We start from the raw sequence: 14,580 nt of genomic DNA, 5'->3' as shown, positions 1-14,580 counted from the left end.
GGGTGGGTGGCCTTCGATCGTCCAGGCGCCGTCTTCAGTAAGCGCGCGGGCCAGGGACTGGAACGGCATCCACTCGGTGGCGCGCTGTTCGTGGATGGTAGTGGGCGTTGCGTCGACGACCCGGGAATCGTCGAATCCGGCCTCGGCCATCCAGCGCAGCACGCGCGACTCGGTCGGCGGGTGATAAACGTTGCGCATGTTGGCGTAGCGGTCGGGCGGATCGAGTTCGTCGTCCTCGCTGCCGGGAATGATCAGCGTCTCGACGACGGCGGTTCGGCCGCGCGCAAGCTGGTCGCGGATCCGCTGGAGATGTTCGAGCGGTCCTTTGAGGTAGTAGAGCACGCCGAGCGACAACGCCGCGTCGTAATCGGCCTGCCCGAGCAGGTCCTCGAACTTCAACGGCAGGAGCCGATTGGCGCAATCGCCGGTGAAGTGCCGGATGGCTCGGTACTGCATCCAGAACACGACGGTGGGGTCGCAGGCGACGACCTCGCGCGCCGGCATCGAGCATGCGCCAGCCGAAGTAACCGTTGCCGGCGCCGATGTCGAGCACGCGCTTGCCCTCGAGTTCCAGATGCGGCGCGATCCGGTTCCACTTCCAGTCCGAACGCCATTCGGTGTCCATGACGACACCGCCGAGGTTCAGCGGCCCCTTGCGCCACGGGATCAGGGTCTTCAGGGTTTTGGTCAGCGCTCCTGGACCGTCGAACGGTGCACCGGCGACCAACACGCTGTCGTCGATGCGCCAGCCGGTTTCGACTTCGGGTAATGCATCAGGCGCCACTTGCCATTTCGACAGATCGCCGTGGTGGGTTCGTTGCACGATCGTTGCTTCGAGGCGGGCGGCAGTCGTTCGATCGAAGTAGGTTGTCAGGTCGAGGTTCGCCGCCATTCGCTTTCCGTTCGCTGGTTCGCTGGTTCGTTAACCCGTTGACCCATTGAGCCGTTATTCGTACTTCGTAAGTTTTTCCTTTCGCCTTGCCCTTTGATCCCTTGCTCTTTTCAGGCGCCTTTTCTCCCTGCGCCTCTGCGCGAGATCGGTTTTCTACTGCACCGCAGCGATGCAGCAGAAGTTGAACGCCTGGAACCAGTCGTGCACTTCGGCGAAGCCGGCCTGCTTTAGGCGCCGGTGGTGCGCTTCGCGGGTTTCGGGGATGAGCACGTTTTCCAGGGCCTGGCGCTTGCGCGTGATTTCGAGATCGGAGCAGCCCTGGGCACGCTTGAAGTCGAGATGGTGTTCGTCCATCCAGGTCTGTGCATTCGCAGGTTCGAACGCAAGTACCTGCTGAGCGCCGTCCTTCAGTTTATGGTCAGAGGACCGGACAGCACCGCACTGCAGCATCAGGTGAATCAGGCCATGACCCAGGCCCTGGAAATCCTTGGCGAAACAGACGGTGTCGATTACCAGACCCAGCAGTACAACGTGCACCCGGTCTACAGTCGCCGCGATGATCCCGAGACGCTGGAGCAGCCCATCTGGCAGGCCCAGCAAAGCTTGCGCCTGAGCAGCCTCGACAGCCCCGCCGTTCTGGCGGCCGTGGCTGAACTACAGGCCCAGGGACTTCAGGTGCAGCATCTGGGCTATTCACTATCGCCGGCCGCCTATCGCCAGGCCTCGGAATCCCTGCTCGAAGCCGCCATCGCCAGTCTGCAGCGAAAAGCACAGCAAACCGCGCAGCTGCTCGACAAGCAGCAGGCCGAAATCATCGAACTTTCGCTCAATGACGGTCCGAACCCAGGCTTGCGCGCCATGTCCATGGCCCGAACAAGCGCAGATTCGGCCGAAATGGCCACCCCGGTGGCCGCGCCGGGCAGAACAACGGTGACCGTGTCGGTATCCGCCCGGGCGCTGATCAGCCCCTGAGGGCCGGCGGCGGGATCGTCCAGGACTTCCGGATCCACGTCGCGACTCAGAACCTCCCGTCCACGCACGGCAGCGCCAGATCCTTGATGGTGACCCGCTTGAGTGTGCGTTCGACGTTGTAGAGACCATACGGATGAATTGATTGGCCGCTGGCGCGCTTCGGGAGCGGACACGGGCATTCCGATTTCGGGAAAGCAACGCCGGGATCCCCCATCTGCCAGTTATTAGAAAGCTGGTATTTCAATCAGTTACAACTTTGGCATGCTTCATGCTAGAAAGACGGCATGGACATCATTCGCCCTGAACTCAAGACCCATCGCAAACGCCGCCAGATCGCCTGGATAGGCGGCGGCATGGTGTTGGTCGCCGCGCTGGTTCTGGTCGTCATGAACATCGAAGCAGCCTTGCCGACCGCGTCCCGATCGTCGACCTGGGTCGACACGGTCGAGCGCGGCAGCTTCACGCGTGAGGTGCGTGGGCCAGGCAGCCTGGTGCCCAAAGTCATTCGCTGGATTCCCGCCGACAGCGGCGGGCGGGTGGAGCGCATCATTGCCAAGCCCGGGGTCAGCGTAGCATCCGATACAGTGCTCGTTGAGCTGTCGAATCCCGAACTCGGCGAGCAGCTCGAGGAAGCGCGCTGGGCGGCCGAGGCCGCGCAAGCCGACCGCGACGCCCTGGCCGCGGAACTCGACCGTTCAGTACTCGAAGCCCAAGCCAGCCTGGCCACCCTGAGCTCGGATGCGCAATCCGCGCAGCTTCAGGCCGAAGCCGAAAAAGAGCTGTCCGAAAAGGGCATCGTCTCGGCGATCCAGTATCGCCAGTCCCAGCTTCGGGTGGCGCAGCTCCAGACCCGCCTGCGCCTGGAACACGAGCGCATCGAACGTCTGGGCGCTTCAAACCGCGCCCGTCTGGCCGCCGAGGATGCGCGCGTCGAGCAGGCCCGCAGACTCATTCGGCGGCGGGAGGAACAGGTCGATGGACTGCGCATCACCGCCGGCATGTCGGGCGTGCTGCAGGAAATCGCGGTCGAACCGGGCCAGCAGGTCGGTCTGGGCGGCAATGTGGCGCGGGTGGCCCAACCTGATGAATTGATCGCTGAACTGCGCATCGGCGAAACCCAGGCGCGGGAAATCCAACTCGGTCAGCCGGTGCGCGTTGATACGCGCAATGGCATCGTCCGGGGACGGGTCATGCGCATCGATCCGGCCGTGCAGAGCGGAACCGTCCAGGTCGATGTGGAACTGACCGGTGAACTGCCGGCCGGCGCGCGGCCGGACCTGTCCGTCGACGGCACGATCGAGCTTGAGCGCCTGGCCGACGTCTTGCACGTCGGTCGCCCGACCGCCGGCCAGCCCGACGGGCGTACCTCGCTTTATCGGCTGGTCGATGACCGGGTGGCCGAACGCGTCGTAGTCGAGCTCGGCCGCGCATCGGTCGGACGAATCGAAATCCGCGCCGGGCTGGCCGAAGGCGATCGGGTCATCCTGTCCGACATGTCGCAGTGGTCGGAACACGACCGGATCGCTCTGAAATGAACCCCAACCGAAGCCCTGAAACCGACGCGAGGTGTCATCACCGGCTCGACCCGGGACCTCGACTTTTGCAAACTCCAAGCCCCAACCCTGGATCCAGCCATGACCCAACTGATTGAAATGACCGATATCCGCAAGGTCTTTTACGCCGACGAAGTGGAAACCCATGCCCTGGCCGGAATCCACTTGTCGATCGATGCGGGCGAGTACGTGGCCATCTCCGGCCCATCCGGCTGCGGCAAGTCCACCCTGCTGTCGCTGATCGGCTTGCTCGATGCACCGACCGATGGCCGGTATCGACTCAACGGCGTGAGCGTCGAGGACATCAATGCCAGCCAGCGGGCCAGGATCCGCAACAAGGAAATCGGCTTCATCTTCCAGGCCTTCAATCTGATCGGTGATCTCAACGTCCTCGAAAACGTTGAGCTGCCGCTGACCTATCGCGACGGCGTGAGCAAGAGCGAACGCCGTGAGCGAGCGATGGAAGCACTCAAGCGGGTCGGCATGGCCCATCGCATTCGCCACTTCCCGTCGCAGCTATCCGGTGGTCAGCAACAGCGCGTCGCGGTCGCGCGCGCGCTCGTCGGCGAGCCGTCGGTGCTGCTTGCCGACGAACCGACCGGCAATCTGGATTCGAAAAACGGCGAAGCGGTGATGGCGCTTCTGGCCGAGCTGCATGCCGGCGGGGTAACCATTTGCATGGTCACGCATGACCCGCGCTACGCCGATTTCGCCGACCGCCAGGTGTTCGTCTTCGACGGCCAGATCGTTGACGAAGAAACCCTCCACAAGCTGCGGCAAGAAGAAGAGCAGCGCCTGGAAGAGCAGATTGGCCAGGCACGAGCGCGACGCGACACGATCGTCGATCACGCCTGATTCAAAACGCCCGCCGACAGGGAGAACCGATCCAATGAATGTACCGCCACTGATCCGCGACGCGCTGCGCCCGCTGCTGAGACGCAAGGTCGTGAGCGGCCTGATCGTGGTCATGCTGGCCCTCGGCGTCGGCGTCAATACCGGCATCTTCTCGATCTTTCACCAGGTGTTGCTGGAGAAACTGCCGATCGCCCAGGCCGAGCAGCTCCACGCGCTGGCCTCGCCCGGGCCAAGGCAGGGGGCGAACAGCGCCGACGGCACCGGCGACGATCTGTTCGTGTTCAGCTACTCGATGTGGCAGGACCTCAAGGCCATCGACGCGCCGCACCAGGGATTGGCGGGTTTTCGCAATTTCGGCGCGAATGTCGGCTTTGACGGCCAGACCACGAGTGTTTCGGGCAGCTTTGTGACACCCAATTACTTTGAAGTCATGGATCTGGCTCCAGCGCTGGGGCGGCTGTTCCGGCCCGGCGAGTACACCGAGGCCGGCGAGGGCGCTACGGTGGTGCTGGCCTACGACCACTGGCGGCGCGAATTCGGTGCCGACCCGGACGTTGTCGGCCGGACTCTCATCGTCAACGGCCGGGCCATGGAGATCATCGGGGTCGCGCCGCGCGAGTTCGTCGGGGTCAATCGCTTCGACCCAACCGACATTTTCGTGCCCATCACGATGGTCAGCGAACTGGCGAATATGAGCTGGCGGATCGAGCCACGCGATAATTACTGGATCTATCTGATCATGCGGCTGTCGCCGGAGGTCGCGCCGGAGCAAATCGCGGCGATCCTGGAGCCGCGCTATCGCACCATCCTGCGCGAACGCGATGCGCCGCTACTCAACGAAGTCAGCGATTCGTGGCGGGCGCGTTTTCTGGCCCGCGGCCTGGAGCTTCATCCGATCGGCGTCGGCATGTCGAACGTCGGCGACGTCGGACGCACGCCGCTGACCTTGCTGCTGACCGTCACCGGCCTGGTATTGCTGGTCGCGTGCGTCAATATTGCCAATCTGCTGCTGGCCATGGCGATCAGCGATCGCGGAGAGACGGCCGTGCGCATGGCGCTGGGCGCCGGTCGCCGCAAGATCATGCTTCGCCAGCTGCTGCAGCTCGGTTTCCTGGCGCTGCTGGGCGCGCTGGCTTGCGTGCCGGTCGCGATGGCAACCCTGCATGTCGTGCTCAGCCTGATTCCCGATTCGGTCAGTTCACCGTTAAGCGCGTCGCTGGACTGGCGGGTGCTGGCGACCGGGATCGGCGTGTCGCTCGGGGCGATGCTGCTGGCCGGGGCCGCGCCGCTGCTGCAGGCGCTCGGCAGCCGTCCGGTCGCGGCGATTCGCGAGCAGGCCGGCCGCTCCGGCGGCAGCCGTTTTTCCAGTCGTCTGCGCTCGACGCTGGTCACCGGCCAGATCGCGCTCGCGCTGACCTTGCTGGTCATCTCGGGGCTGTTCATCCAGAGCCTGTTCAACGTCGCCCGCGTCGACCTGGGCATGAACATCGATCAGGTCGTGACGTTCTCGATCTCGCCGGCCCGGAACGGCTATCCGGCCGAGCGCTCCGCGATGTTGTTCGCCGAGCTCGAACAGCGCCTTGACGAACTGCCCGGGGTCGAATCGGCGACGATCTCTTCGGTGCCGCTGCTGACTTACAACAACTGGGGCAACAACGTTTCGGTCGAGGGCTTCGAGGCGTCGTCGGATACCGATACCCGATCCAACCTCAACGTTGTCGGGCCGCGCTTTTTCCAGACGCTGTCGATTCCGCTGATGGCCGGGCGGAGCTTCACCGAACAAGACACCGAGGGAAGATCAAAGGTCGCGATCGTCAACCGCGCGTTTGCCGAGAAGTTCGACATGGGCGACGCCGTGATCGGCAAGCGCATGGCGCGCGCCACCGGCAGCGGGGTCGAGCTCGACATCGAGATCGTCGGGCTGGTCGCCGATGCGCGTTATTCGACGATCAAGGACGACCCGCCGCCGCAGTTCTTTGTGCCCAGCGGGCAGACACGCGGCCTGGGCGGCGCGGTGTTCTATGCGCGCACGCCGGGTGATCCCGAAGCGCTGATGCGCGCCATTCCGCCGCTGGTCGCCGAATTCGACCCGAACCTGCCAGTGGAAAATCTGACAACACTCAAGCGCGTTTCGCGTGAGACCATCATCATCGAACGCCTGATGGGCACGCTGGCCACGCTGTTCGCTGCCCTGGCCACGCTGCTGGCCGCCGCCGGCCTTTTCGGCGTACTGAATTTCTCGATGGCGCAGCGTTCGAACGAGCTCGGCCTGCGTGCCGCGCTGGGCGCCAGTCCGACCGCCCTCAAACGAATGATGCTGCGCCACGCCCTGGTGCTTGCCGTGACCGGCATCGTGGTCGGCACCGCGCTGGCGCTGCTACTGGGTCGCGTATCGGCCGGCTTGCTGTACGGCATCTCGCCGTTTGAGCCGCTGATCTCGGTGAGCGCCGCAGTGATCCTGCTGGCGGTGGTACTGGTCGCCGGCTGGCTGCCGGCCAGAAAGGCCGCATCCGTACAGCCTGTCCAGGCGCTGCGATATGAATGACCAGCGTCGGTTGCCCTATACCTTCGCCGCATGACGTACTCTAAACATTGATCCAGTTCGGTTTTAGCGACCCTCTCGAAACCTGACCCATGACTTCAGGCCGCGCCGAATCCGCCACAATCCTGGTCGTCGACGACCAGGCCGACGTGCGCGAGGCCGTGTCTTTGCTGCTGGCCGATGAAGGCTACAGCGTGCTGGGCGCTGCCGCCCCCCAAGGCGCGCTTGCGCTGCTGCAAGATCAGCCGGTCGCGCTGGTGCTGTTCGACATGAACTACAGTCGGGATACGACCTCAGGCCGCGAAGGGCTGGAGTTGCTGGCCGTCATGCGCGCGCTGGACAAACACCGGCCATTGGTCGCCATGACCGCCTGGGGGTCGATCGATCTGGCGGTCCAGGCACTGCAGCAGGGGGCGGCGGATTTTGTCGAAAAGCCCTGGGACAACAACCGCCTGTTGACCATCATCCGGACCCAGCTCGAGCGCTCGGCCGCGGTCGAACGCGCCCGGCGCGTCGGGCGTGCGGCAGCACTCGAGCGCGCCGACAAAAGCCCCGGCGGCATCGTGGCCGAGGCCGAGTCAATGCGCAGGCTGCTTGACATGACCCGGCGCGTCGCCGACTCCGACGCGCCGATCCTGATCACCGGCGAAAACGGCGTCGGCAAGGGTCTGCTCGCCGAACAGATTCATCGCTGGTCGCCGGTGGCCGACGAGGTTTTCATCACGGTCAACATGGGCGCCATCCCCGAATCGCTGTTCGAGGCCGAAATGTTCGGCCACGCCAAGGGGGCGTTCACCGATGCCAGGGAGGCCCGCGCCGGGCGCTTCGAGCTGGCCGATGGCGGCACCCTGTTCCTCGACGAGGTCGGCAACCTGCCGGCCGCGCAGCAGGCCAAGCTGTTGCACGTGCTCGAAACCGGCGAATTCGAGCGCATCGGAGAAACCCGCACGCGCCACGCTCGCGTGCGCGTGATTGCGGCCACCAATGCCGATTTGCAGGCGATGGTGGAGGCCGGCGAGTTCCGGCGCGACCTGTATTTCCGCCTCAATACCATCGAGCTGCGCATTCCGCCCCTGAGCGAGCGGCCGGCCGATGTTCTGCCGCTGGCCGAACGATTCCTGAGCATTCAGAATCGCAAGTACGCCCGCTCGCTAGCCTTTTCAGACGCCGCGCTGAAAGCCCTGCGCGAGCACGAGTGGCCGGGCAACGTGCGCGAGTTGGCCCATGCGGTCGAACGCGCGGTGCTGCTGGCCGGCGATCAGTCCATCCAACCGGAGCACCTGATGCTGGTCGGGCAGTCGCCCTCGGCAACCGGCGCTCAACCCATCGTCGCGCTGGAAGACCTGGAGCGCCAGATGATCGAGCGGGCGCTGAACCACTTCGAGGGCGATGTCCTGCACACGGCCGAGGCGCTGGGTTTGAGCCGCAGCGCCCTGTATCGCCGGCTGGAAAAATACGGCATCAAGACCGCATGAGGCTGTCGCTGCGACAGCGCGTCTGGGCGGCGCTGGTGGGCGGTGTGCTGTGGACCGTTGCCCTGCTCGTCGGGGTCGCCTCGGCCTGGTCCTGGCTGGACCTGCATCCGGGCTGGCTGCTGGCGGGAACGCTGCTGGTGCTGGCGCTTCTCATCGGCCTGGCGGCGCGCCTGACCCACTGGGCGCTGCGCCCGCTGGCCGGGGCGTCGACCGTGGTCGAGGCGTTACGGGACGGCGATTACAGCCTGCGTCTGCGCGAAACCCAGCTGCTCGGTCTCGATGAGCTGGCCCACTCGATCAACCTGCTGGCCGATTCGCTGAGAGCGACGGCATTGAACAAGCGCGAGTCCGGCCTGCTGCTGGGCAAGATTCTCGACGAGATCGAGTTGCCGGTGCTGGCGTTTCGCGACGACGGGGTTCTGACCCTGAGCAATCCGGCCGCGCGCCGACTGATCGGTCTTCGGCTGCATGACGGCATCGATGCCGAAACCCTGGGCCTTGCCTACCTGCTCGACGACGAACTTGGCGCCAGCGTGCGTCTCGTGATGCCGGGCGGCAGCGGCCGTTTCATGGTGCGTCGGCGTCACTTCCGGCTCGGCGGGGTACCGCACCGCCTGCTGGTACTGGCCGAAGTCGGCAGCGTGCTGTCGAGCGAACGCAACGAAGCCTGGCAGGGACTGGTCCGGGTCATGAGCCATGAAATCAACAACAGCCTGAGTCCGATCAAGTCGATGGCCGAGACCTGGCGAGCCCGGATCGCGCGCAGCGGGGGTGATCTCGATATCACCGCGCTGGGCGACAGTCTCGAGCTTATCGCGCGGCGCGCGGCCTCACTGAGCCGTTTCGTCGGCCTGTATGCCGGTCTGGCCAAGCTGCCCCCGCCGAGTCGTGCACCGATCGACATCAGACAACTGGCCACCAAGGTCGCCGCGCTGGAAACCCGGCTGGCGGTCAAGCTCGATGGCCCGCCCTGCCGGTTCCACGCCGATGGCGATCAACTGGAGCAGGCGCTGATCAACCTGGTCCGCAACGCGGTTGAGGCCTGTCTGGACCAGGACCAGCCGGAAGTAACGGTCACCTGGGGCGTACGTGCCGACGAGCTCGAGCTTCACGTCATCGACAACGGCCCTGGCCCCCCAGACAGCGCCAACCTGTTCGTGCCGTTCTTCACCACCAAGCCCGGCGGCAGCGGGATCGGACTGGCACTGGTGCGACGCATTGCCGAACTCCACGGCGGCGGGCTGGAACTGCTGGGGCGCGACGATATCGACGGCGGCGCCGTGGCGCGCCTGTGGCTGGGCTGCGGCATCAGCGAGAGGCCCGGCCAGCTCGGCAGCGAGTCAAGCTCGGCCGCGACCGTCACCACATCGCCGCCTCAATAGCGCCTGATATGCTATGTCTTCTTCATTGCGCCATGATCAAATATCGGAGCATGGTCAAGGTAATGCCAAGTCATGATTCAAGCCCTTTTTCGAGTCCACACCGTTCTCCTCATCTTGGCCCTGTCGATGCCCGGTGCTATCCCGGCCCAGGCCGAGGATCGGCCCGCGCCCGTGTAGAACTGGTCGAGCGTGCGATTGCCACGGCTGAGGCCGCCATACCCAACCCCGCTTTCCTTTCGGGAAGGGAATGGGCCGAGCTCAAGCAGACCATGCGCAAGCGCGACGACAGCAAGCCGCTGACCGGTCCGGTGCAAGTTATGGTTTCCCGATTTTTGCGAATGTCATTTGTGCTTGTTGGCATAGCATGGGCTCTATCTGCCCAAGCAGAAGATAGTGGCTTTCCGGACTGGCTCGGCGGGAAGCCTGATGTTGAAATGAAAACTGACAGGTGTGGAGTCTATGAATGGGTTTTTAATGAGGCCGATAGCCAGAGTGAGGGAACAGCGAGCAAGGATGAGTTGGCATCTAAACGTTTGACCAATATTGCTAACAAACTTGTCGAGCACCACTTGTCTAACCCCGCCGAGAGCTATGGCGCAGAAGTTAAGTACTTGGTGATTGGTGACCACGGTTCGTTTCATTTTGAATTTCATATTGGCAGCACAGAACTTAATCAAATTATGAAAACCGGCTGTTGACGCTAAAAAGCCGGCCGGTTAAGCTGAGCGTTATGTCGAGTAAATCAGATTGTCTCGGATCTTTGCCGTAGAAGGAGATTGAAATGAAGAACCAAACCTTACCTCTTGCCGGTCTTGCCTTTGGCGGACTAGGTCTATTTCTGGGAATGGCAATGTCTTCGTCCATACCCAGCACCCCGCTCATTTACGGAGCAACCGTAGCTGTGTACGCTGCTATAGCAGCGGCCGTATTTGCGGGTGTTCAGACGCGGAACCGCGCTGTTAGGTGTGACCGAGATTAGTCTGTTCATTCCTCACGCTAACGTAACTGAACGGCCTGGTTTTATCGGAAAATGGCCGTGGAGCCATGAGTTTGGCCTACATAACAAGTCGTATACGGATTCCTCCCGCAACCCGAGACGGTGAACTTCATGAGGTTGGATTCGATGCAAGCGTATATTCGGCCTCTTGTTGACAGGCTGCGAGCAGCGGTCGGGCCATCATGAGTTCCGCGCACCGCGGGCCATTCGCTCAAAGCGGCATTGGCTATGCCGAACTTGTTATCGGCCTTGTGCTGTACCGGTCCAACCTGTTGTGTGATAAAGCGTCCAGTCTCTTCGCAAACGGTCTTGCTTTTTCCGAGCAGCCCGGCTTTGCGATTTTCTTTGAGCCGGTATGTTTTGAGAAGCATAAAGTGGCCACCGTGAGATTCTATGTCACCGGTCAACCCACCGTATGCAGTTTCGGGTCGAAGTCGACGTTTTTCTGTACTAGCGCGAAGGCCACTCGGGCGAGCTTGCGCTTCGGAGTCTTCATGGGACTTCCGGAACTGTCAGACCATGAAGGGCTCCGGACCATCCTGGCGCGGCGGCACGAGGTGTACAGCCAAGCCCGCGATCGACATCCGCAGCGCTGGAGTGGCGCCACAAGAAACTGATCATCGACCGGCGCCGTATGGTTGAACCCGGAAAAGGAAAACCGGCCGATGAATCAGGCTGCTTGAGCATGAAAAAGGCGGTCGAGTCGGCCGAGGGAACTGCCCCCTCGGCCGCTCACAGAACCCGGCGTGAGCCTCTCGACTCACCGGGCTCTTGTTGCTCCAACCACAAACTCGCCGCGGCCGCTCCAGTGAGCAAACAACGAGGGGGACCGACGCTTCTGTCGATCCAGCCATGCATAGGCGCGAGTCTTGTGCCCTCTCAGGCGCTTGTATTTCCGCATTGCCCAGCGAACGATCAGGGCGTCAACGTAGTTGGCCAGGGTCTGGAACTCCGAACCCCGAAAACGGCAGTAATACCGCATCCAGCCACGCAGGCGGGGTGCCGTCCAGTCAGCCAGTGCTTGAAGATCATGGTGGCTGTACCGGAACACCCCGCTGTCACGCAATCGTTGGCGCATTGCTTTCAGGGCCGTCCGGCTAACGGCCGGGGTAAAGCCCGTCTTCAATGTGCCGTCGCGTCGCCTGATCCGCCGGGGCCTGAACGTATAGCCAAGGAAGTCAAACTGAATGACCGGATACTTGCCCGGACGCTCGCTGTCCTTGCAATAGACCACCCGGGTTTTGTCCGGGTGGAGTTCAAGCCCGCAGCTTTGCAGCCGAGACGACAGATGCTCGCGCATCTGCAGCGCCTCGGCCTCGCTGCGACAATGCAAGATGCCATCATCGGCATAACGACAAAACTCGATCTTCGGATGATGCGTGGCTAACCAGTGATCCAGCGCATAGTGCAGGAACAGGTTGGCGAGCAACGGCGAAAGGGGTCCACCCTGCGGTGTGCCGACCGTTCTCTCAATCACTGTTCCGTCAGCGCGCTGCATCGGCGCAGTCAGCCAACGCTCCACATGGAGAAGAATCCATCGCTCCTGACAATGATGACGAAGGGCCCGCAGCAGCAACGCATGATCGATGTTGTCAAACAGCCCGCGGATGTCGTACTCCAGCACCCAGTTACGGCGCCAGCAGCGCTGGCGAGTCACTGCGAGTGCGTCGTGGGCCGAACGTCCCGGCCGGTACCCGTAGGAGTCCGGGTGAAACACCCGCTCCAGATCAGGCTCCAGAGCCAGGACGACGGCGGTCTGGGCGATCCGATCGCTGACGGTCGGCACACCCAGCATCCGCTCTCCACCGGACTTCTTGGGTATCGGAACCGCTTTGACCGCAGGCGGAAAGTAGCTGCCTGAAGAAAGCCGGTTCCAGATCCGGTAGAGGTTGCCATTCCGGTTTTCATCAAACTGCTCGATGGAAACCGCATCGACCCCCGCTGCACCGCGGTTGGCCTTCACGCGGCGATAGGCTTCCCATATCAGCCGCTTTGGAATTACAAACGGTTTTGTCGACGTCAAGGGTTCATCCTCCCGAGGGAGTTGGCCATCGGGTCGACTGGAACAACCCGGCCCCTTTGCTCCGCAGCCATTACAGCCGCATCATCGCTCATACGGGCCGGTCCGTCCTCAAGCCATGCATCGGTACTCAGTGCCTTGCTTTGTGTCACTTGGCACGCTCCCTTGGCATCATGACTTGAGTTCCCGCAGTTCCGCCGAAGCGCCTGGATCGAGATCACGCCACTTCTATGCCGGACACCACCCACCCAGTCAGCAGGCTTCCGGTAGGTTCGTCCCGGGGATAGTTGTCGCCCCCGGTTTTGATGTCGGCTGTACAATTTCGACACGTCAACAGTGATTCGTCTGCACTCGTCTTCTCGATCCATACCTGACACACCACATGGATGCGCCTTCTCCCTCGACGCTCACGACAACGGTCTTCAGCCAATGCCGCTCGAGGGTGGTTTGGAGCCGGTCCCTGCAGACAGACTCCGGCGGGTCGGTTCCGCCATCACTTCGGCAGCTTCTCATGCTGCCCGGTTAGCTCCCGCTAACCGAAACCGCATTGCTGCGGCACACACATCTAGCTTGACAACCACCGCCAGCAGAGCTGGGGGCTCCTCTTTGTACTAGGTTACTGATTCTGCGAGTTTTCGTTCGTGCGCTGTTCGAAAGTGCAGCGGGATCACAGAATTCGCCAAATAAATCACCGATTGAGTAGTGTGTACGGGAAGCAACATATTGCGAGTGTCCCCAAAGTAAAACCCATGAAATGCCACTGAATCGGAATCATAGGCAAACTCTAAGTCTCGAGCATCGCAAGGCATGGTATAATGCCTGTGTATCTGGCATCTCAGAAGAAAAATATAAAGGGTCTCATAAACTTTAAGATTGACTACATGTTCGATCGCAGACCTGCTGATATAGCAAGCGCATACATCTTCAGAGACCCGCTGATCAAGTGAAGTCCAAAAATATAGACGCGCTCTGGATCCTTTTTTTCTGTATAAACCCAGCTCTCGCATTGATCCGGCCCAAAAAGCTGAGATCGTTTCTCGATCCCTATCGAGGAACTCATAAAGACCGATCTTAAGTGACTCTCGTTCATAAAGAGACGCTAAGTCTCTCCTCCTCTTTTTGAGTGCTTTTTGCTCAAATAAAACCTCCGCATCAATTTTTTTACACGCAGCTTCATATGCTTTCCTGATAAGCGCTTCGCTAGCCTCTGAAGATCGCCTTCTGGTGTCAGAGACACAATAGATCTTTGACTTTGATCCATGTGTTACAGCACTATATGCACTAGCATATGTCATGCAATTGTTGGTAATCTTATTGAAAAAATCAAAATAAAATTTGCGGACTCCAGTTTGTCTCTGATTCATAGGATGGAACGGCTTATAGTTATTTTTCATCTCCTTCAACGTGGCGATAGCATCGAGGGACAATTTATTGAATTCTTGGACCAATCGGCGCCTCTTAACGCGATTAGATGCTACTTTCCGCAAATTATAATCTGCATTGTTCAAATAAAGACTGGTAGAGTGGATAGGGCATTCATGTACCCACGGTAATTCGAACATGACGGAGTGGACGCCACTTTCCGCACACTCCTCACAAATCTTTGAATCCCTGCGGGGGCTGAGAATGTTAAGTTTCCTGATTTCGCTGAGAAACATCGGCTGTGGGATCTCTGAGATTATTCTTTGATAGTACGCTTTCCGAAGAGCTCTGCGGCGTAAAACCTTGGGATGAATAAAATCATCTTTTAAATAACATTCAGGGCAGTCGGCTAAGTCAAGTTTAGCAAAAGCCTCTTCACTTACCCCGTTTGCTCGCAGGATATTCCATGTGACTTCTAAAGAACTTGAGCTATGGTGGTCCCACATTCCTCCATGCGCAACGTCAACCAT

At 61.2% G+C, this 14,580-nt stretch carries 10 protein-coding genes and 1 pseudogene; 7 read left to right on the top strand and 4 right to left on the bottom strand.

Features of this window, described 5'->3' with window-relative positions:
- Positions 1-45 precede the first annotated feature (45 nt).
- Together cmoB and G3I74_RS03365 are read right to left on the bottom strand one after the other, a co-directional pair.
- Positions 46-892, bottom strand: a pseudogene (gene cmoB, locus G3I74_RS16280) (tRNA 5-methoxyuridine(34)/uridine 5-oxyacetic acid(34) synthase CmoB); the annotation flags it as partial.
- A gap of 153 nt (positions 893-1,045) precedes the next feature.
- Entirely contained in the window at positions 1,046-1,246 is a 201-nt protein-coding gene (locus G3I74_RS03365; protein WP_203594485.1) for a class I SAM-dependent methyltransferase, read from the bottom strand.
- On the opposite strand from G3I74_RS03365, the gene G3I74_RS03360 reads away from it, so the two are divergent.
- The 7 genes from G3I74_RS03360 (at position 1,232) to G3I74_RS15645 (ending at position 10,369) form a co-directional block, all read left to right on the top strand.
- Positions 1,232-1,864, top strand: coding sequence for an SIMPL domain-containing protein (locus tag G3I74_RS03360; RefSeq protein ID WP_338063049.1), 633 nt, complete (start codon positions 1,232-1,234; stop codon positions 1,862-1,864). The genes G3I74_RS03365 and G3I74_RS03360 overlap by 15 nt on opposite strands.
- 284 nt (positions 1,865-2,148) lie before the next feature.
- Entirely contained in the window at positions 2,149-3,399 is a 1,251-nt protein-coding gene (locus G3I74_RS03355) for an efflux RND transporter periplasmic adaptor subunit (RefSeq protein WP_164210148.1), read from the top strand.
- Positions 3,400-3,498: 99 nt separating this feature from the next.
- Positions 3,499-4,272: an ABC transporter ATP-binding protein gene (locus tag G3I74_RS03350; RefSeq protein ID WP_164210147.1), complete on the top strand. Its 774-nt coding sequence runs from the start codon at positions 3,499-3,501 to the stop codon at positions 4,270-4,272.
- Positions 4,273-4,306: 34 nt separating this feature from the next.
- Complete coding sequence (locus G3I74_RS03345) at positions 4,307-6,817, top strand: ADOP family duplicated permease (RefSeq protein WP_164210146.1); 2,511 nt, start codon at positions 4,307-4,309, stop codon at positions 6,815-6,817.
- Positions 6,818-6,906: 89 nt separating this feature from the next.
- Positions 6,907-8,289: a sigma-54-dependent transcriptional regulator gene (locus tag G3I74_RS03340; protein ID WP_164210145.1), complete on the top strand. Its 1,383-nt coding sequence runs from the start codon at positions 6,907-6,909 to the stop codon at positions 8,287-8,289.
- Positions 8,286-9,671, top strand: a complete 1,386-nt coding sequence (locus G3I74_RS03335; RefSeq protein WP_164210144.1) for a sensor histidine kinase — start codon at positions 8,286-8,288, stop codon at positions 9,669-9,671. Before G3I74_RS03340 ends, G3I74_RS03335 begins: the two co-directional genes overlap by 4 nt.
- Before the next feature lie 269 nt (positions 9,672-9,940).
- On the top strand, positions 9,941-10,369 hold the full coding sequence (locus tag G3I74_RS15645; RefSeq protein WP_203594483.1) for a hypothetical protein: 429 nt from the start codon (positions 9,941-9,943) through the stop codon (positions 10,367-10,369).
- A 1,059-nt stretch (positions 10,370-11,428) separates the two neighbouring features.
- Here the strand turns inward: G3I74_RS15645 and ltrA are convergent.
- On the bottom strand, positions 11,429-12,691 hold the full coding sequence (gene ltrA, locus G3I74_RS03325) for a group II intron reverse transcriptase/maturase (protein ID WP_203594482.1): 1,263 nt from the start codon (positions 12,689-12,691) through the stop codon (positions 11,429-11,431).
- A gap of 608 nt (positions 12,692-13,299) precedes the next feature.
- Positions 13,300-14,580 (bottom strand): hypothetical protein, encoded by a 1,281-nt coding sequence (locus G3I74_RS03320; protein WP_164210142.1) that lies wholly within the window; start codon positions 14,578-14,580, stop codon positions 13,300-13,302.

The sequence above is a fragment of the Wenzhouxiangella limi genome (assembly GCF_010499265.1).
Classification (GTDB): domain Bacteria; phylum Pseudomonadota; class Gammaproteobacteria; order Xanthomonadales; family Wenzhouxiangellaceae; genus Wenzhouxiangella; species Wenzhouxiangella limi.
This window is presented reverse-complemented; position numbering and strand designations above follow the sequence as displayed.